Below are 17,943 nucleotides of genomic sequence, written 5' to 3'. Positions count from 1 at the left end.
GATGGGCACGGGCGAGGGTGAACGGCCGCTCGAGGAGGGGATCAGGACCGACCTGCGCGGCGCCATGTCCTACAGCGACTACCTGGACCTGCCGACGCTGCTCTCCGCCCAGCACCCGCGCAGCCGTCCCGAGCACCACGACGAGTTGCTGTTCATCGTCGCCCATCAGACCTCGGAGCTGTGGCTGAAGCTCGTTTTGCACGAGCTGCACGGCGCGCGCGAGCTGCTTGCCGCCGACGAGGTGGCGCAGGCGCGCAAGTGCCTGGCGCGCGTCAAGCACGTGCTGCGCACGCTGGCTGACCAGTGGTCGGTGCTGGCGACGCTGACGCCACACGACTACGCGCAGTTCCGGGGGGCGCTCGCCTCCGCCTCGGGCTTTCAGTCCTGGCAGTACCGGGCGGTGGAGTTCATTCTCGGCAACAAACACGCGGGGATGCTGTCGGTGTTCGCCGCCGACCCCGAGGCGCAGGCGCTGCTCTCGCGCCTGCTTGCCGAGCTCACCGTCTACGACGCCTTCCTGGGGCTGCTGGCCCGCGCCGGCCACCCGGTGCCCGAGGCGATCCTCGAGCGCGACCTGACCCGCGCCTGGGTACAGCAGCCGGAGCTGATCCCGGTGCTGCGCGAGATCTACCTGGATGCGGAGGCCAACTGGGAGGCCTACGCCACCTGCGAGGATCTCGTGGACATCGAGGACGCCTTTCAGCTCTGGCGCTTTCGCCACATGCGCACCGTTCAGCGCACGATCGGCTGGCGGCAGGGCACCGGCGGCTCCTCCGGCGTGGCGTTTCTCAAGCGCGCGCTCGAGCTGAGCTTCTTCCCCGAGCTCATCACGGTCAGGGGCGCGCTCGATTGAGCGGCGTGGGGGTGTGCAGCGAGCTGCCCGGCGTGGTCGACCACCACGTCCACCTCGGGCTGGTCGATGCCGGGCTGCTGTCCGGTGGACCTGTGTGCGAGGTGCATGACCTGGGCTGGGATCTGGACGCGGTGCGGGCGATCGCCGCCAGCGCCCCAACCGGTGTGCGCGTTCGCTACGCCGGGCCGTTTCACACCGCCGTCGGCGGCTATCCGAGCGGCCGCGCATGGGCGCCGGCGGGCGCCGCTGTGGGGCTGCGCGACACGCATGAGGGCCGTGAGGCGGTGGCCCGCGCGGCGGCGGGCGGCGCCTTCGCGATCAAGGTGGCGCTGAACGCGGACATGCCGCTGCTCGGCGACGAGCCGCTGGCGGCGGTGATCGACGCCGCGCGTGCGCGCGGGCTGCCGGTGATCGCCCACACGGAGGGTCCGGGCCAGGCGCGGCGGGCGATCCGCGCCGGGGTGGACGTGCTCGCCCACACGCCCTGGGACGAGCGTCTCGAGCCCGAGCTGATCGATGCGGCCGTGAGCGCCGGCATGCGCTGGATCTCCACGCTCGCGATCCACGACGGTCCGGCGCGCGCGACCGCGATCGACAACCTGGCCCGTTTCCGCGCCGCCGGCGGGCGCGTAAGCTACGGCACCGACATGGGCAACGGAGACCAGCCGGTCGGTGTGAACGCCGCTGAGATCGAGCTGCTCGGCGAGGTCGGGCTCGCCGGCGAGGAGCTGCTTGAGGCCGTCTGCGGCGAGCTCTCGAGCGAGCCGGTGCTCCAGAGCCCGCACCCACGGCCGCGTGACAGCGCTGAGCTCATCGTCTGGCTGTCTGACTGCAGGTGGATCGGCGCCCCGGAAGCACCCTCGGCGGTGATCGGATGAGCACGCTTGACGAGCGCGCTGGTGAGCTTGACCGGGCCGATCCGCTGGCGGCGCTGCGCGCCGAGTTCATCCCCTCGGACGACGTCATCGCCTACCTGGACGGCAACTCGCTCGGACGGCCGCTGCACGCGTCCCGCAAGCGCCTGGCGGAATTCGTCACCGACGTTTGGGGCGCACGCCTGATCCGCGGCTGGGATGAGCGCTGGATGGCCGCGCCGACCGAGCTCGGCGACCGGCTTGCGCGGGTGGTGCTGGGTGCCGGCCGCGGGCAGACGCTGGTTGGCGACTCCACCAGCGTGCTGCTCTACAAGCTGCTGCGCGCCGGGGTCGCTGCCAGGCCCGATCGCGATGTGCTGGTGATGGACTCGGGCAACTTTCCGACCGACCGCTTCCTGGCGCAGTCGGTTGCGCAGGAGCGTGGCCTTGAGCTGCGGGTGATCGAACCGGCCGCGGGCGCCGGTGTCAGCGTGGCCGACGTGGAGGCGGTGCTGGACGAGCGGGTGGCGGTGCTGCTGCTCAGCCATGTCGACTACCGCTCGGCGGAGATCGCGGCGCTCGCGCAGATCACCACGCTCACGCACGCGGCGGGCGCCCTGGTGCTCTGGGATCTCTCGCACTCGGTCGGCGTGATGCCGATCGGCCTCGACGCGGTCGGGGTGGATCTCGCGGTCGGCTGCACCTACAAGTACCTGAACGGCGGACCCGGGTCGCCGGCCTTCCTATATGTGGCCGCGGCCCTGCAGGACCAGCTGACCCAGCCGGTCACTGGCTGGATGGGAACGGCCGAGCCCTTCGCGATGGGTCCCAGCTACGTGCCCGCCGAGGGGATGCGGCGCTTCGCCAGCGGCACCCCCCCGATCGTCGGCATGCTCGCGCTGCGCGACATGCTGGCGCTGATCGAGCGTGCCGGGCTGGATCGGATCCGCGCAAAGTCGGTCGCGCTCACCGAGTTTGCGATCGAAGCGAGCGACACGCTGCTTGCGCCGCTCGGCGTGGAGCTCGCCTCGCCGCGCGAGGCCGCCGTACGCGGCGGCCACATCATGATCGAGCACGACGCCTTTCGCGGGCTCACACCGATCCTCTGGGCGCGGGGTGTGATCCCGGACTTCCGCGAACCGCGCGGGCTGCGGCTCGGGCTATCGCCGCTCAGCACGAGCTTTGCGGAGGTGCTGACCGGGATCACCGTGATCGCCCAGCTGATGGCCGCGCGCGGCTACGCTTAGGCGGATCCCGCATACACCACTGGGCCTTGGAGCGGCCGTGACGATCAACACCAACCTGCGCAACGCCGTCATCGTCCTGGCGATGGCCGGCGTGATCTACGCGCTTGGCAGCACCGGTGCCTTCGCGCTGAGCACGCTGGTGACCGCGATCGTGCTGGGCTTCTTCGCCGCCTCGGCCTGGGCGCTGTCGCGCTTCTACGTGGAGCACCGCACCGGCATCGAGTCGCTGGGTGTGCGGCGGCGAGCGATCCTGTACGGCGCACTTGGCGTCGCCGCCCTGGCGGTCACGGCGGTTGCCCGCTTCACGGCAAGCGGCCTTGGCACCGTGATCTGGCTGGTGCTGCTCGGCTGCTGCGTGTATGCGCTGTATGCCGTGTGGCGCTCGACCAGGCAGTATTAGTGGCGCTGCGGCGGTCGGGGTGGCCAGCGGGCCACCCCGACCGCGGTGAGCGTGCGTCTAGGCGTGCAGGTCGAAGCGGTCCAGGCTCATGACCTTGTCCCAGGCGCGCACGAAGTCGCGCACGAACTTCTCGCCCGCGCCGGCGCTCGCGTAGACCTCTGCGAGGGCGCGCAACTCGGCGTTGGCGCCGAACACGAGGTCGACCCGGCTCGCTGACCAGGACTGGCCCTGCGGGCCGGTGCCGGTGAACGTCTGGCGCTGCTCGTCGGCGGGCGTCCAGGTGGTGCCGAGCGCCAGCAGGTTGACGAAGAAGTCGTTCGTCAGCCGGCCGGGGGTCGCGGTCAGCACGCCGGTCGGCGAGCCGTCCCAGTTGGCGTCCAGCGCCCGCATTCCGCCGATCAGCACGGTCATCTCGGGGGCGCTCAGCGTCAGCAGGTTGGCGCGGTCGACCAGCAGGTGCTCGGCCGGCAGTGGCGTGTCCTCGCGCAGGTAGTTGCGGAAGCCGTCGGCGCGGGGCTCGAGCACCGCGAAGGACTCGACGTCGGTCTGCTCCTGGCTTGCGTCGACGCGCCCGGGCGTGAACGGCACCGTGACCTCAAAGCCCGCTTGTGCGGCGGCGCGTTCGACCGCGGCGCAGCCGCCGAGCACGATCACATCGGCCAGCGAGACCTCCTTGCCGGCGCTGACAAACGCCTGGCGCACGCCCTCGAGCGTGCCGAGCACCGACTGCAGCTCGGAGGGGTTGTTGACCTCCCAGCCGCGCTGCGGATCAAGGCGCAGGCGCGCGCCGTTGGCGCCACCGCGCTTGTCACTGCCGCGGAACGAGGCGGCCGCCGCCCACGCGGTCCGGACCAGCTGCGGGACGCTCAGGCCGCTTGCCAGGATCGCCTGCTTGAGCGCCGTGATGTCGGACTGGTCGATCGTGGTCGCCGGCGCCGGCGGCAGCGGGTCCTGCCAGAGCAGCACCTCGTCGGGCACCTCGGGGCCGAGGTAGCGCAAGACCGGCCCCATGTCACGGTGGGTCAGCTTGAACCAGGCGCGCGCGAACGCATCGGCCAGCTCGTCCGGGTGCTCCTTGAAGCGCCGGGCGATCGGCTCGTAGATCGGGTCGAGGCGCAGCGACAGGTCGGTGGTCAGCATCGTCGGGCGCCGCGGCGCGCCGCCGGCATCCGGGGGCGGGATCACCGCCGGGGCGTCCTTGGCGACCCACTGGTAGGCGCCCGCCGGACTCTTCTCAAGCTCCCACTCGTAGTTGAAGAGGTTCTCCAGGAAGTGGTTTGACCAGCGCGTCGGGGTCTGCGTCCAGGTGACCTCGATGCCGGAGGTGTTGGCGTCGGCCAGCACGCCGCTGCGGTAGCTGTTGCGCCAGCCGAGACCCTGCTGCTCGATCGGCGCCGCCTCCGGCTCGGGGCCGAGTGCCTCGGCCGGGCCGGCACCATGGGTCTTGCCGAAGCTGTGCCCGCCGGCGATCAGCGCCACCGTCTCCTCGTCGTTCATCGCCATGCGGCGGAATGTCTCGCGGATGTCGACGGCCGCCTTCACCGGGTCGGGCTCACCGTTGGGGCCCTCCGGGTTGACGTAGATGAGTCCCATCTGCACGGCTGCCAGTGGCGTCTCGAGCTGGCGCTCTCCGTGGTAGCGCTCATCGCCCAGCCAGGTCGCCTCAGGCCCCCAGTACACGTCTATGTCGGGCTCCCAGGCTTCGAGCCTGCCGCCCGCGTAGCCGAAGGTTTCAAAGCCCATCTCTTCCAGCGCCACGTTCCCGGTGAGGACCATCAAATCGCCCCAGGAGATGCTCTGGCCGTACTTCTGCTTGACCGGCCACAGCAGCCTTCTGGCCTTGTCGAGGTTGACGTTGTCAGGCCAGCTGTTGAGCGGCGCGAAGCGCTGCTGACCGGAGCTGATGCCGCCGCGTCCATCGTGGATCCGGTAGGTGCCGGCGGCGTGCCAGGCCATGCGGATCATCAGCGGGCCGTAGTTGCCAAAGTCGGCGGGCCACCAGTCCTGCGAGGTGGTCAGCACCTCGGCGATGTCGCGCTTGACCGCGTCAAGGTCGAGCTGCTTGAAGGCCTGTGCGTAGTCGAAGTCTGGGTCAAGCGGGCTTGCGACCGCCGGGTTCTTGGCGAGGATACGGAGGTTCAGGCGCTCCGGCCACCACTCGGCGTTGGCGTCGCCCTGGGTGGGATGCTTGAGCGTCTGGTGGGCGACTGGGCAGCCGCCGTTGGCGTCGGGGGCGGGCTTGCCGGGCGCGTCTGTGGTGTCTGACACGGTGGTCCTTTCGGTCGGTTCTAGGACTGCTGGGCTGTTATCTGAGCGTTCAAAGGAGTTGCACAACTGGGGCAGCGGCCCCAGTAGATGACCTCGGCCTCGTCCACGGTGAAGCCGTGCGCCTCGGACGGGGAGAGGCAGGGGGCGGAGCCGATCGCGCAATCGACGTCAGCCACGGCGCCGCAGTCGCGGCAGACGATGTGGTGATGGTTGTCGGCGACGCGCGCCTCGTAGCGGGCCGGCGAGCGCGAGGGCTGGATGCGGCGCACCAGCCCGCTGTCGGTCAGCGCCTGGAGCACGTCGTAGACGGCCTGGTGGGAGACCTCGCCCAGCTTGGCCCGCGACGCCTCGAGGATCGTCGCGGTGTCGGCGTGGGGATGCTCGTGCACCGCTGTCAGCACCGCGACGCGGGGGCGGGTGACCCGCAGGCGCGCAGCGCGGATGATGCCTTCGATGTCGCTTTGGGGCGGCATTGGCCCGCAGTATCACGACTTATCTGGAATCAGTCAAGTTTGGCGCCGTGGGCGTGGTGAGGCAGGAGGGCGAGCGCGGTGCCGGCAGCGGGCGGCTACCTAGACTCATTCACGACATGCCGATCGTCGCCGCCGACCGCCGCCGTGAGCTGCCGGACGAGCCCGGGGTCTACCTGTTTCACGACAGCGGTGGGCGCGTGATCTATGTGGGCAAGGCCATATCGATCAAAAAGCGCGTGGGCTCGCACTTCTCCAACCCGAGCACGCGCGCCGGTCGGGATCTGCTACCGATGATCGCGACGATCGAGGCGCTCGTCGTCCAGACCGAGTCTGAGGCGCTGATCGTCGAGCAGAACTTCATCCGGCAGTATCAGCCGCGCTTCAACATCCGGCTGCGCGATGACAAGTCCTACCCCTACATCGCGGTCAGCCTCGACGAGGAGTTTCCGCGCGTTTACTTCACGCGCGAACGACACCGGCGCGACCGCGCCTACTTCGGTCCGTTCTCGAGCGCCAAGCGCACCCGGGCCACGCTCGAGGTGCTCGGCAAGGTCTTCCTCTTCCGTACCTGCGAGGGACCGGTGCCCGGCCGGCGCAGCGGCTCGCCCTGCCTGGACTACTACATCAAGCGCTGCGAGGCGCCCTGCGTGGGCAAGGTCAGCCGCGAGGACTACCGCGCCGGCATCGACGGGGTGATCGCGTTCCTCTCCGGCCGCTACCGCGAGATCGAGCAGCGTCTGCAGGCCGACATGGAGCGAGCGGCGCTGGAGCAGCGTTATGAGGACGCCGCGCGTGAGCGCAACCGCCTGTTGGCGGTGAGGCGGCTGCTCGAACGCCAGCGGGTGGCGCTCGAGCAGGGTGGGACCTTCGACGCGATCGCCGTGGCGGTGGCCGAAAACGACGCCAACGCACAGGTGCTCCAGGTGCGTGACGGGGTCCTGTCAGACCGCCAGAGCTTCTATCTGGACAACGCCGCCGGGGCGGCGCCCGCCGATGTGACCGAGGCGTTCATCACCCAGTACTACGCCTCGGCGCTGATGATCCCGCCGCTCGTGGTGGTCGACCCCGCTGCGGCCGGTGGCCCGGGCACCACAGCGGCGCTTGAGGCAGCGCTCAGCCAGCGGCGCGGCAGTCGGGTTGAGGTGCGCGCGCCCGAGCGCGGCGACAAGCGCCGGCTGCTCGAGCTCGCCCAGCGCAACGCCCGCCTGGCGCTCGAGCAGGAGAAGCTGCGCTCGGAACGCCGGCGCCAGCAGCGGGCGCAGGCGCTCGGCGGGTTGCAGCGCGCGCTCGGCCTCGACGCGCCGCCGGTGCGCATCGAGTGCTACGACATCTCCACCCTGATGGGCACCAACACAGTTGCCTCGATGGTCGTGTTCGAGGGCGGCGTGCCCAAGAAGGCCGACTACCGGCGCTTCCGGGTCAGGACGGTTGGAGATGCGGCGGTCGCCGACGGGGCTGGGCAGGCAGGTGAGGGCGAGTACGGCCCTGACGATTTCGCATCGCTCGAGGAGATCCTGGGGCGGCGCATGGCGCAGTTCGAGGCGCAGCAGGACCGCTCGCCGCACGACCGCGAGTACGACCCCAGCTTCGCGGCACTGCCGGACCTGATCGTGATCGACGGCGGCAAGGGCCAGCTGGCCGCGGGCCTGCGCGCGCTGGGCGGGTTTTTGGAGCTGGGTGTGCCGGTCGTGTCGCTGGCCAAGCGCATCGAGGAGGTGTTCATTCCCGGGCGCGCCGAATCGCTGCAGCTGGCGCACGACACGCCGGAGCTGCAGCTGCTGCAGCGGCTGCGCGACGAAGCGCATCGCTTCGCGATCAGCCATCACCGCCAGCGCCGCGACCAGGCGATGACGACATCGATTCTCGACGGGCTCGCAGGCGTCGGGCCGGCCCGCAAGCGCGCGTTACTCACACACTTCGGCTCCCCCGACGCCGTGCTCGAGGCCTCGCGCGAGGAGCTCGAGGCGGTGCCCGGCATTCCCGGCAAGCTCGCTCGCGAGCTGCACCGGGAGCTCCACAGGACCGGGGTGTGAGCGTGTCGGCCGCGTCGCCTGGTAAACCCCCAGCCTGGGGGACCATGAACGGTTACAAAGTCGGCACACGCCGAAACAGGCGGGACACAGATGCAGTCACAGGCTGACCAAGAGCTGGCGTTACGCGACCTGGTGGTGATCACCGGCTTCTCGGGCGCCGGCAAGTCCACCGCGATGGCCGCCTTCGAGGATGAGGGCTACTTCTGCGTGGACAACCTGCCCTCGGAGATGATCAGCTCGCTGGTGGCGCTGTTCACCCACAGCGGCTCGAAGGTGGCCCAGGCGGCGATCGTCTCCGATGTGCGGGCGGGCAGCTACTTCGACGGGCTGGCCGCCGTGCTCGATCGGCTCGCGCAGCTGGGCGTCAACCACCGCGTGCTGTTTCTGGAAGCCGACGAGGAGACCCTGCAGACGCGTTACAAAGAGACCCGCAGGCGGCATCCGCTGGCACCGGACGGCAGCGTGGCGGAGGGCATCGCACGCGAGCGCGAGGCGCTCGCCCCGCTGCGCGAGCGCGCCGACGTGGTGGTGGACACCTCCGGCCTGTCGGCCGCGCAGCTGCGGCGCAAGCTCGCCGACCAGATGCTGCCGAGCCGCACCCCCGGGCGCCTGGCTGTGACGTTTGAGAGCTTCGGTTTCAAGTACGGCACGGCCCGTGATGGGGACCTGATGTTCGACGTGCGCTTTCTGCCGAATCCGCACTACGAGCCAGCGCTGCGCCCGCTCACCGGCCTCGACCGGCGGATCGTTGACTTCATCGACCGCGACGGCGCGCTTGAGGCCTTCTACGCGCGTCTGCATCCGCTGCTCGACTACCTGCTGCCGCAGTATCTGGCCGAAGGCAAGTCGCATCTGGTGGTGGCGGTCGGCTGCACGGGCGGCAGGCACCGGTCCGTGGCCGTGGCGCAGGCGCTCGCCGACCGTTACCAGCCCCTGGCCGAGTACGTTGTCGAGGTGGTTCACCGCGACGTGGGGCGACCGGCATGATCGATCACGTCGGCTTCGAGGTCACCGACCTCAAGCGCTCGGCGCGCTTCTACGACCAGGTGTTCTTCGCGCTGGGCGCCCGTCGCATGCTGGAATCCGAGCATGCGATCGCCTATGGCATCAACGGGCCTGAGTTCTGGCTGGTGGTACGTGGCCTGCCACCCGCCGCGGGCTACGGGCACGTGGCCCTGCAGGCCAGCGGCAAGGCCGCGGTTGACGGTGCCTACCGTGCTGGGATAGCTGCCGGCGGCGCCGATGACGGCCCCCCGGGTCTGCGACCGCAGTACGGCAAACGCTACTACGCCGCCTACATGCGCGATCCCGACGGTCTGCGGGTGGAGGTGGTCTCGCGTCGCTAGCCGGGCGGGCGCAGGCGCCACGAGAAGATTGGTGAGCGAGTCTGCGCTTTAGCCTAAGCGGTGCCCTTCTCGGCCTTCGGTTCGGCCGCGCCGGGTTCGTAAGCACACGACTTGGAGAAAACAATGGCAATACGCGTAGGGATCAACGGATTCGGGCGCATCGGCCGTAACGTCATGCGGGCGGCGGTGGAGCAGGGCGCCGATATCGAGTGGGTTGCGGTCAACGACCTGGTGGACCCGCGGGAGAGCGCGCATCTGCTCAAGTACGACTCCAATTACGGTCGCTTCAAGGGCACCGTTGAGGTCAGCGACGGCGGCATCGCCGTGAACGGCGCTGAGATCAAGGTTCTGGCCGAGACCGACCCAGCTGCGCTTCCCTGGGGTGAGCTCGGGGTCGACGTGGTGATCGAGTCGACCGGGCACTTCACGACCCGCGAGGGTGCCAGCAAGCATCTGCAGGCCGGTGCCAGCAAGGTGCTGATCTCAGCTCCAGCCACAGATCCGGACGTGACCGTGGTGCTGGGCGTCAACTTCGAGCAGGCCTACGACCCTCAGGCCCACAGGATCATCTCGATGGCGTCCTGCACGACCAACTGTCTTGCGCCGGTCGCCCGTGTGCTGCAGGACACCGTCGGTGTCAAGCACGGCTTCATGACCACGGTTCACGCCTACACCGCCGACCAGCGTCTGCAGGACATGCCGCACAGGGATCTGCGCCGTGCCCGCGCCGCCGCGCTGAGCCTGATTCCCGCCACCACCGGCGCGGCCAAGGCGATTGGGCTCGTCGTCCCGGAGCTCAACGGGAAGCTGAACGGCTTCGCGGTGCGCGCGCCCGTACCCACCGGCAGCGTCGTTGACCTGACCATCGAGGCGGAGCGCGAGACGACCAAGGAGGAGATCAACGCGGCGCTGCGGGCGGCCAGCGAGGGGTCGATGCGCGGCTACCTGGCCTACACAGAGGACCCGATCGTGTCCGCTGACATCGTCGGCGACCCGGCATCATCGATCGTCGACTCGGCGCTCACCGCGGTCCTTGACGGCACGCTCGTGAAGGTCGTGGCCTGGTATGACAACGAGTGGGGCTACTCGAACCGCATCGTCGACCTCGTCACCAAGCTCTGAGGTGACCGTGAGGACACTGGATGACCTCGGTGAGCTACGTGGTAAGCGTGTGCTCGTGCGGGTCGACTTCAACGTGCCACTGAGCGCTGGTGCGGTCGCGGACGACACGCGCATCCGTGCGGCCCTGCCAACGCTGCGCGAGCTGCTATCGCGCGGGGCCGCACTCATTCTCGTCTCGCACCTGGGCAGACCCAAGCAGCGTGAGCCAGAGTTGTCGCTGGCACCCGTGGCTGAGCGTCTCAGTGAACTGCTCGGGCTGCCGGTGCAGATGGCGCCGGCGGTCGTCGGCGAGCAGGTTTCAAAGCTCGCCGCCGCGCTTGCGCCAGGGGAGCTCCTGATGCTCGAAAACGTGCGTTTCGAGCCGGGGGAGACCCGCAACGATCCGCAGCTCGCGGCGGCTCTGGCCGAGCTCGCTGACATCTACGTGGACGATGCGTTCGGTGCCGCGCACCGGGCGCACGCCTCGACCGAGGGGGTTGCGCGGCTGATTCCCAAGCGTGTCGCCGGCCTGCTTCTGACACGCGAGGTGCAGACGCTGACGAAGCTGATGAGCTCGCCCGCAAGGCCGCTCGTGGCGATCCTCGGCGGCGCGAAGGTGAGCGACAAGATCGCGGTGATCGAGCGCTTCCTGGAGGTCGCAGACACGATCATGATCGGCGGGGCGATGGCCTTTCCGTTCCTGGCGGCGCAGGGGCATGAGGTCGGCGACTCGCTCTGCTCAGGCGAAGACGTCGAGCACGCTCGCACGCTGCTGGAGGCGGCGCGCGCAAGCCGTGGTGAGCTGGTGTTGCCAAGCGATCTCGTGATCGCAGAGCACTTCGGTGCAGACGCGGCCGCCGAGCCGCTCGACGGGGTGGACGTGCCGGCCGGGCACATGGGCCTCGATATCGGTCCACGCACGGTCGCCGACTACAGCGAGCGCGTCGCACGCGCCGGGACCGTGTTCTGGAACGGCCCGATGGGCGCGTTTGAGCTTGAGCCGTTCGCCGCTGGAACCAGGGCCCTGGCACAGGCACTCGCCAGCGCCGATGCGGTGACGGTGGTGGGTGGTGGCGACTCCGCCGCGGCGGTGGCGAAGTTCGGACTGGCCGAGCGCATGACCCATGTGTCAACCGGCGGTGGGGCGGCGCTCGAGCTGATCGAGGGCAAGCAGCTGCCGGGCGTTGTGGTGCTTGACGGAACAGCGCAGGACGCCGGGGTGACCCTGTGAGCACCAGGCGCCCGCTGATCGCGGGCAACTGGAAGATGCACAAGACGGTGGCGGAGGCGGAGTCGTTCATCCAGCAACTGCTGCCGCTGGTCTACGCGGCGGAGGCGGTCGACCTTGCGATCTGCCCGCCGTTCACCGCCCTGGCCGCGATGGTGGACTCCGCCCGGGGTTCGCGCGTACAGGTGTTTGCGCAGAACATGCACCAGGCGCAGGCCGGTGCGTTCACCGGTGAGATCTCGGCGCCGATGTTGACGGAGATTGATGTTGACGGGGTGATCCTCGGCCACTCCGAGCGCCGTGAGCTGTGCGGGGAGAGCGACCGCGGGATCGCGCTCAAGCTGGCGGCGGCGCTCGACGCCGGCCTTGAGCCGATTCTCTGCGTGGGCGAGAGCGAGGCCGAGCGTGAGCGCGGCGAGACCGAGCGTAAGCTGCGACACCAGGTGCAGGAGGGGCTTGCCAAGGTCGAGACCGAGCGCCTCGGCGAGGTGGCGATCGCCTACGAGCCGATCTGGGCGATCGGCACGGGCACGGTCGCCGAGCCCGAGCAGGCCCAGGAGGCGGCGGTGTTCATCCGGGCGCTTGTCGCCAGCCGCTCACCGGAGCAGGCCGGTCGCGTCCGGATCCTCTACGGCGGCAGCGTCACCCCGGAGAACGCGGCGTCGCTGCTGGCGCTGGCGGACATCGACGGCGCGCTGGTGGGCGGCGCAAGCCTCGACGCGCGGGCGTTCGCCGCGATCGTGGCCGCGGCGGCCCCGGCATGACAGAACAACCGCTCGTGGCGCCGGCCCGCTGGCCGGCGCCCTCGTGCGCGCTGGTCGTGCTCGACGGCTGGGGTCTCGCTCCGGCCGGCCCTGGCAACGCCGTGTCGCTGGCCCGCACGCCCGTGTTTGATGCGCTCTGGGAGCGTCATCCCCACACCACGCTCACGGCCTGTGGCCTCGCGGTCGGCTTGCCCGAGGGCCAGATGGGCAACTCTGAGGTGGGCCACCTGAATCTCGGCGCTGGCGCGGTGATCATGCAGGACCTGACGCGCATCGACGGGGCCGTGTCAGCGGGGACGCTCGGCTCCAGCGAAGCGTTGCGCGCGGCCCTGAGCAACCTGCCGGACGGCGGGCGGGTGCACCTCATCGGTTTGGTCTCAGATGGCGGGGTGCACTCCAGCATCGAGCATCTGCACGCGCTGCTCGCGCTGGCCCGTGAGTTGAGCGTCAGTGACCTGGTCGTTCACGCGTTCACGGATGGGCGCGACACGCCGCCGCATTCCGGCGAGCGCTTTCTCGCGCAGGTCGAGTCCTGGCTGACCGAGTTGGGCGTGGGACGCGTCGGCAGCGTCGTCGGGCGCTACTACGCGATGGACCGCGACAGTCGCTGGGAGCGTGTGCAGCTCGCCTACGACCTGCTGGTCCACGGCCGCTGTGAGCATCACGCGCCGAGCGCCGCGCAGGCGGTGCGTGACGGCTACGGGCGTGGCGAGACCGACGAGTTCCTGCTGCCCACGATCGTCGGTGAGGCGGCGCCGATCCGTCCGGGCGACAGCGTCTTTGCGTTCAACTTCCGTCCCGATCGCATGCGCGAGCTGACCCGCGCGCTGACGGAGCCCGGCTTCGATGCGGTGGCGCGCGGCGGCGCCGCGCCGGTCGCGCGCTACGCGACGATGACCGAGTATGACGAGGCCTGGAGCCACCCGGTGGCGTTTCGTCCACAGCGCCCGCGTGTCACGCTGCCCCAGGTGATCGCCGCTCACGGGGGCCGTCAGCTGCACGTGGCCGAGACCGAGAAGTACCCGCATGTCACGTACTTCTTCGGCGGCGGGGAGGAGGCGCCTCAGGTCGGCGAGCGGCGAGAGCTGGTGCCATCACCACGGGATGTGGCCACCTACGACCTCAAGCCTGAGATGAGCGCCCCGCAGGCCGCCGCCGCGTTCGCGCGCGCCTGGCGTGAGGACCAGCCGACGTTCGCGATCATCAACTTCGCCAACGCTGACATGGTCGGCCACACCGGCGTCATCGCCGCGGCGACCGCTGCCGTGGAGACGGTCGACCGCTGTCTGGGGGAGGTCGTCAGCGCGGTGACGCAGGGCGGTGGCGTGCTCGTGATCACCGCTGACCACGGCAACGCCGACAACATGCTTGAGCCTGACGGCAGCCCCAACACGGCCCACTCGCTCAACCCGGTGCCGTTGATCGTCACCGGCTATGAGGGAGCGCTGCGTGCCGGCGGTGTGCTCGCCGATGTGGCGCCCACAATCCTCGATCTGCTCGGCTTCAAGCAGCCCGAGGAGATGACCGGCAGAAGCCTGTTGGCCGGCTGACTCAGGCGTCGCGGCGCTTGAGCAGCACGGCCGCGATCACGATGACCGCGACCGTGTAGCCGCAGAACAGCGCGAAGCCGCCCCACGGCGTGAAGCTGTGCGGTTGCGCGAGCGCCTGCGCCAGCCCGCTGCTGGCGGTTGAGGGCAGATACGGCTGCAGCGCGTTCGCGGTCGCGCTCGGCAGGATGTCGACGAGCCCGGGGAGCACGAAGAACACGCCCACGAACAGCGCGATCCCGCCGGCGGTACGGCGCACGATCGTGCCCAGGGCGACGCACATCGCGCCGGTTGCGGTGATCACCAGGGCGACACCGAAGATCGCGCGCAGCGCGTCAGGCGCGCCGAGGGTGACGTTCACGTGGTGCTCGGCGAAGATCGCCTGCGCACCCAGGAAGCCGATGAACGCGGCGATCACCATGAGCACGAGCGTCACGGCCGAGAACACCAGGAGCTTTGCCCACAGCACGGGCAGGCGCTTGGGCGCCGCCATGAAACTCGAGCGGATCATCCCCGTGTGGTACTCGCCGGTCATCGTCATCACGCCCAGGATCGCCACCGCAAGCTGGGCGAGGTGCCAGCCGCCGAGGCTGTGGTCGATCGGGTTGATCGTCAGCCGCTGCTGAAGGCCCAGCTGGGACCAGCGCGACATCTCGATGAGGGCGATCAGCGGACCGAGCCCGGCCTGTGCGACGAACGCCAAAAACAGCGACCAGCGGGTCGAGCGCAGCGTCCACAGCTTGGTCCACTCCGAGTGGGTCACCCGCGGCAGCGTCACGCCCTGCAGTGCACGCTCGCGCGGCAGCTCCGGGCTGGTCGTGGCGCTCACTGCTGGTCTCCGTCCGCGAGTGTCGCCAGTGGTACGCCGGGCTGCTCGCCCTCTGGCAGTGACTCGTGGTACTCGACCATATCCTTCGTGAGGCTCATGAACGCCTCCTCGAGCGTCACCTGCAGCGGCGTCAGCTCGTGCAGCGCGATTCCCTGCGCTGCCGCCGCGTCACCCACCTGCTCGGCGCTCAGGCCGAACACCTTCAGGGCGCCGTCCTCGAGTTGCTCGCAGCGGCCACCGATGCCGCCGAGCACGCCCGCCAGTGCATCGGACGCGGGTGAGCGCACCCGCACCGGTGCTCCGGCCGAGGCCTGGGCGACGAAGCTCGCAACGTCGGTGTCGGCCACCAGACGGCCGCGCCCGATCACGATCAGACGGTCCGCGGTCTGCTCCATCTCGCTCATCAGATGGGAGGAGAGAAAGACCGTGCGGCCCTCGGCTGCGAGCCCCTTGAGCAGGTTGCGGATCCAGCGGATCCCTTCGGGGTCGAGTCCGTTGGCGGGCTCGTCGAGCACCACCGTGGCCGGGTTGCCGAGCAGCGCGGCGGCCACGCCGAGCCGTTGACCCATACCCAGCGAGAAGCCGCCGACGCGCTTGTGTGCCACCGACTCCAGCCCGACCATGGCGACCACCTCGTCCACGCGCCGGCGGGGAATCCCGTGCGTCTGCGCGAGCGCCAGCAGGTGGTTGTAGCCGGAGCGGCCGGTGTGCACCGCACGCGCCTCGAGCAGCGCGCCCACCTCGTGCAGCGGTGCGGAGAGCTCCTGGTAGGCGCGTCCGTTGACGGTCGCGGTCCCGCGCGTGGGTCGATCGAGCCCCAGGATCAGGCGCATGGTTGTCGACTTGCCGGCGCCGTTGGGTCCGAGAAACCCGGTTACAAAGCCCGGTTCCAGCGTGAACGTGAGGTCCTCAACCGCGACGCGGTCCCCGTAGTGCTTGGTCAGGCCGCGGACCTCGATCATCCTGGAGGACTCTACTGGGGATACCTGAAGGCACCACGGTTTACCGAACGTTTACGAGTGGGTAACTTCTTGATCGGAGCGATGGTGCGAGCATGCTGAACGTGAGCAGAGGCCCAGCACGACCACCGCTGGTGAGCACTGGCGGGTGGAGATGAGCGGAACCCAGGCTGGGCTGGTCGTTGCGGTATTCATCGCCTGTGCGGTCGAGGCGACCGAGGCGCTGACGATCGTCATGGCGGTTGGTGTGACGCGCAGCTGGCGCTCCGCGCTGGTCGGCGTCGGTGTCGCGCTCGTCGCCCTGGCGGCGCTGACAGCGGCGCTCGGGCCGGCCCTGACGGCGCTCCCGATAAACGTCCTGCGTGGCGCCGTGGGCGGGCTGCTGCTCGTGTTCGGCCTGCAGTGGTTGCGCAAGGCGATCCTGCGGGCCAGCGGACTGAAGTCATACCACGACGAGAATGCGGCCTACGCCGAGGAGTCACGTGCCGCCGGCGACGCCGGCCCGGTCGCGCCTGGCATCGACCCCTACGCCTTTTTCGTGTCGTTCAAGGGGACGCTGCTCGAGGGGCTCGAGGTCGTTTTCATCGCGCTCACGTTCGGGTCAAACCAGAAGGACGTGCCGCTCGCGGCCGCGGCGGCGGCCGCGGCGGTGCTGGTCATGGTCGGCATCGGTGTGCTGATCAGGGCTCCGCTCGCCAGGGTGCCGGAGAACACGCTGAAGTTCGTGGTCGGGGTGATGCTCACGTCGTTCGGGACCTTCTGGGGCGGCGAGGGTGTTCACGCCCATTGGCCCGGTGGCGAAGTGGCGCTGCCGGTGCTGATCGCCGGCTACCTGGCGTTCGCGCTGATCGCCGTCGCCGCGCTGCGGCGTCTGCAGACGGCGCGTGACGAGGTCCTCTCAAGACCGGTGCGCGCGTGAGCCGTATCCGCGCGCTGCTGCGCTTTCTCTGGGACTTCGTGGTCGGTGACGATTGGCGGATCGCCGCTGCGGTGGTGGTCGCGCTGGCGGCGACATTGGTCGTCTCAGAGTCGAGCATCCCCGTCTGGTGGTTGCTGCCGCTGGTCGTGGTAGTGATTCTCAGCATCTCCGTGTGGGACGTCGCGCGCAGGCGAAGCTGAGGCACGCTGCTCGCGGTGGCTGGGGCGGCGGGGTGCGTCACAATGGTTGTGTGCCCGGTTATTTCACCGATGCCTCGCTGATTCGCCGCATCCACCGCGAGCAGGTGCTGCGTATCTCCGGTGCCCGCGCGTTGCTGATGCAGGCTGCGCACCCGGTGGCGTTCGCCGGGTTCTTCATGTCCACGGGCTCGCTGGAGGACCCCTATGCGCGGCTGTATCGAACCGCTCGGGTGCTCGACACGATCATCTTCGGCGAGCGTGAGGCTGCAGAGCGTGTGATGGCCGCGGTCAGGCGCGTGCACAGCCGTACCCGCGGTACGCTGCCCTACCCAGCTGGCAAGTTCGCGGCCGGCACGCCGTGGGCCGCCGATGATCCGGAGCTGATGCTCTGGATCCTGGCGACGCTCGCGGATTCAGGCATTCTGGTCTACGAACGCTACGTGCACCCGCTCAGCCAGCGCGAACGGGAGGCCTACTGGCGCGACTGGCGCACGGTCGGACGGCTGTTCGGTCTGGGCGCCGCCGACATGCCCGAGGGCTACGTCGGCATGCGCGAGTACCTGCGTGCGATGCTCGCAGGTGACGTTCTGCACGTTTCCAGTGAAGCGCGCCAGCTCGGGATCGACGTGGTGCTGCGCCCGCCGGTGCCGGCCAGGGCCAGGCCGCTGCTTCAGGCGGCGAACTTCACCGTGATCGGCCTGCTGCCGGCCCGCATCCGCCGCGGTTACGGGCTCGGATGGGACCCCCTGCGCGCTGCGGCCTTGCGTGTGGGCGCCGAGTCTGCGCGCCGGGCGCTCGTGCCCGTGCTGCCCCGCAGCTTGCGCTTCAGGGGCACGGGACCGCTCCCCGCGCCGCCACCGGCCTTCGCGCGAGCGGCGCTTGTGGCGAGCCAGCGCCTGGCCTGAACCAACCGTCTCCAGCG

General features: G+C 69.8%; 18 protein-coding genes. 14 read left to right on the top strand and 4 right to left on the bottom strand.

Annotated elements, in window-relative coordinates; all coding sequences use genetic code 11:
* Nucleotide 1: 1 nt before the first annotated feature.
* From M3M54_RS05255 to M3M54_RS05240, 4 genes are read left to right on the top strand one after another with little or no spacing between them, the layout of a single operon-like run.
* A complete protein-coding gene (locus M3M54_RS05255) occupies nucleotides 2-853 on the top strand; it encodes a tryptophan 2,3-dioxygenase (protein ID WP_249021137.1) in 852 nt (283 codons plus the stop codon).
* 5 nt (nucleotides 854-858) lie between these two features.
* Entirely contained in the window at nucleotides 859-1,731 is an 873-nt protein-coding gene (locus M3M54_RS05250) for a hydrolase (protein ID WP_371878644.1), read from the top strand.
* Nucleotides 1,728-2,954 (top strand): kynureninase, encoded by a 1,227-nt coding sequence (locus M3M54_RS05245; protein WP_249021135.1) that lies wholly within the window; start codon nucleotides 1,728-1,730, stop codon nucleotides 2,952-2,954. Before M3M54_RS05250 ends, M3M54_RS05245 begins: the two co-directional genes overlap by 4 nt.
* Nucleotides 2,955-2,991: 37 nt before the next feature.
* Nucleotides 2,992-3,354, top strand: a complete 363-nt coding sequence (locus tag M3M54_RS05240) for a hypothetical protein (protein ID WP_249021134.1) — start codon at nucleotides 2,992-2,994, stop codon at nucleotides 3,352-3,354.
* Between the two features lie 57 nt (nucleotides 3,355-3,411).
* Here the strand turns inward: M3M54_RS05240 and katG are convergent, their stop codons facing one another.
* Nucleotides 3,412-5,622 (bottom strand): catalase/peroxidase HPI, encoded by a 2,211-nt coding sequence (katG, locus tag M3M54_RS05235; protein ID WP_249021133.1) that lies wholly within the window; start codon nucleotides 5,620-5,622, stop codon nucleotides 3,412-3,414.
* 20 nt (nucleotides 5,623-5,642) lie between these two features.
* A complete protein-coding gene (locus M3M54_RS05230) occupies nucleotides 5,643-6,095 on the bottom strand; it encodes a Fur family transcriptional regulator (RefSeq protein ID WP_249021132.1) in 453 nt (150 codons plus the stop codon).
* Nucleotides 6,096-6,211: 116 nt separating this feature from the next.
* Between M3M54_RS05230 and uvrC the strand changes: the two genes are divergently transcribed.
* The 7 genes from uvrC (at nucleotide 6,212) to gpmI (ending at nucleotide 14,117) form a co-directional block, all read left to right on the top strand.
* Nucleotides 6,212-8,128, top strand: a complete 1,917-nt coding sequence (gene uvrC, locus M3M54_RS05225; RefSeq protein WP_249021131.1) for an excinuclease ABC subunit UvrC — start codon at nucleotides 6,212-6,214, stop codon at nucleotides 8,126-8,128.
* 90 nt (nucleotides 8,129-8,218) lie between these two features.
* Entirely contained in the window at nucleotides 8,219-9,115 is an 897-nt protein-coding gene (rapZ, locus tag M3M54_RS05220) for an RNase adapter RapZ (RefSeq protein WP_249021130.1), read from the top strand.
* On the top strand, nucleotides 9,112-9,474 hold the full coding sequence (locus M3M54_RS05215; protein ID WP_249021129.1) for a VOC family protein: 363 nt from the start codon (nucleotides 9,112-9,114) through the stop codon (nucleotides 9,472-9,474). Before rapZ ends, M3M54_RS05215 begins: the two co-directional genes overlap by 4 nt.
* Nucleotides 9,475-9,597: 123 nt before the next feature.
* Nucleotides 9,598-10,596, top strand: coding sequence for a type I glyceraldehyde-3-phosphate dehydrogenase (gap, locus tag M3M54_RS05210; RefSeq protein WP_249021128.1), 999 nt, complete (start codon nucleotides 9,598-9,600; stop codon nucleotides 10,594-10,596).
* A gap of 1 nt (nucleotide 10,597) precedes the next feature.
* Nucleotides 10,598-11,806, top strand: coding sequence for a phosphoglycerate kinase (gene pgk / locus M3M54_RS05205; RefSeq protein WP_249021127.1), 1,209 nt, complete (start codon nucleotides 10,598-10,600; stop codon nucleotides 11,804-11,806).
* A complete protein-coding gene (gene tpiA, locus M3M54_RS05200; RefSeq protein WP_249021126.1) occupies nucleotides 11,803-12,567 on the top strand; it encodes a triose-phosphate isomerase in 765 nt (254 codons plus the stop codon). The genes pgk and tpiA overlap by 4 nt, the downstream gene beginning before the upstream one ends.
* A complete protein-coding gene (gpmI, locus tag M3M54_RS05195; RefSeq protein WP_249021125.1) occupies nucleotides 12,564-14,117 on the top strand; it encodes a 2,3-bisphosphoglycerate-independent phosphoglycerate mutase in 1,554 nt (517 codons plus the stop codon). The genes tpiA and gpmI overlap by 4 nt, the downstream gene beginning before the upstream one ends.
* A gap of 1 nt (nucleotide 14,118) precedes the next feature.
* On the opposite strand, the gene M3M54_RS05190 is transcribed toward gpmI, so the two are convergent.
* Both M3M54_RS05190 and M3M54_RS05185 read right to left on the bottom strand, forming a co-directional pair.
* Nucleotides 14,119-14,943: an ABC transporter permease subunit gene (locus M3M54_RS05190; RefSeq protein WP_249021124.1), complete on the bottom strand. Its 825-nt coding sequence runs from the start codon at nucleotides 14,941-14,943 to the stop codon at nucleotides 14,119-14,121.
* Nucleotides 14,940-15,905: an ABC transporter ATP-binding protein gene (locus M3M54_RS05185; protein ID WP_249021123.1), complete on the bottom strand. Its 966-nt coding sequence runs from the start codon at nucleotides 15,903-15,905 to the stop codon at nucleotides 14,940-14,942. The genes M3M54_RS05190 and M3M54_RS05185 overlap by 4 nt, the downstream gene beginning before the upstream one ends.
* Before the next feature lie 151 nt (nucleotides 15,906-16,056).
* Between M3M54_RS05185 and M3M54_RS05180 the strand changes: the two genes are divergently transcribed.
* Genes M3M54_RS05180 through M3M54_RS05170 form a run of 3 tightly spaced genes read left to right on the top strand, consistent with a single transcriptional unit; the run spans nucleotide 16,057 to nucleotide 17,926 of the window.
* Entirely contained in the window at nucleotides 16,057-16,821 is a 765-nt protein-coding gene (locus M3M54_RS05180) for a COG4280 domain-containing protein (RefSeq protein ID WP_249021122.1), read from the top strand.
* The gene (locus M3M54_RS05175) at nucleotides 16,818-17,021 is read left to right on the top strand and encodes a hypothetical protein (protein WP_249021121.1); all 204 of its coding nucleotides are present in this window, start codon (nucleotides 16,818-16,820) and stop codon (nucleotides 17,019-17,021) included. The genes M3M54_RS05180 and M3M54_RS05175 overlap by 4 nt, the downstream gene beginning before the upstream one ends.
* Before the next feature lie 50 nt (nucleotides 17,022-17,071).
* Complete coding sequence (locus M3M54_RS05170; protein ID WP_249021120.1) at nucleotides 17,072-17,926, top strand: oxygenase MpaB family protein; 855 nt, start codon at nucleotides 17,072-17,074, stop codon at nucleotides 17,924-17,926.
* The last annotated feature ends 17 nt before the right edge of the window (nucleotides 17,927-17,943 follow it).

The organism is Conexibacter sp. S30A1 (assembly GCF_023330665.1).
GTDB lineage: Bacteria > Actinomycetota > Thermoleophilia > Solirubrobacterales > Solirubrobacteraceae > Palsa-465.
Note: the sequence above shows the minus strand (reverse complement) of the source record. Positions and strands in the feature narration are given on the sequence as shown.

Coding starts and splice junctions, on each gene's coding strand:
- M3M54_RS05180 (WP_249021122.1), top strand. CDS start 16,057: ATGAGCGGAACCCAGGCTGGGCTGGTCGTTGCGGTATTCATCGCCTGT.
- gpmI (WP_249021125.1), top strand. CDS start 12,564: ATGACAGAACAACCGCTCGTGGCGCCGGCCCGCTGGCCGGCGCCCTCG.
- M3M54_RS05255 (WP_249021137.1), top strand. CDS start 2: ATGGGCACGGGCGAGGGTGAACGGCCGCTCGAGGAGGGGATCAGGACC.
- M3M54_RS05185 (WP_249021123.1), bottom strand. CDS start 15,905: ATGATCGAGGTCCGCGGCCTGACCAAGCACTACGGGGACCGCGTCGCG.
- M3M54_RS05245 (WP_249021135.1), top strand. CDS start 1,728: ATGAGCACGCTTGACGAGCGCGCTGGTGAGCTTGACCGGGCCGATCCG.
- uvrC (WP_249021131.1), top strand. CDS start 6,212: ATGCCGATCGTCGCCGCCGACCGCCGCCGTGAGCTGCCGGACGAGCCC.
- rapZ (WP_249021130.1), top strand. CDS start 8,219: ATGCAGTCACAGGCTGACCAAGAGCTGGCGTTACGCGACCTGGTGGTG.
- gap (WP_249021128.1), top strand. CDS start 9,598: ATGGCAATACGCGTAGGGATCAACGGATTCGGGCGCATCGGCCGTAAC.
- M3M54_RS05215 (WP_249021129.1), top strand. CDS start 9,112: ATGATCGATCACGTCGGCTTCGAGGTCACCGACCTCAAGCGCTCGGCG.
- M3M54_RS05230 (WP_249021132.1), bottom strand. CDS start 6,095: ATGCCGCCCCAAAGCGACATCGAAGGCATCATCCGCGCTGCGCGCCTG.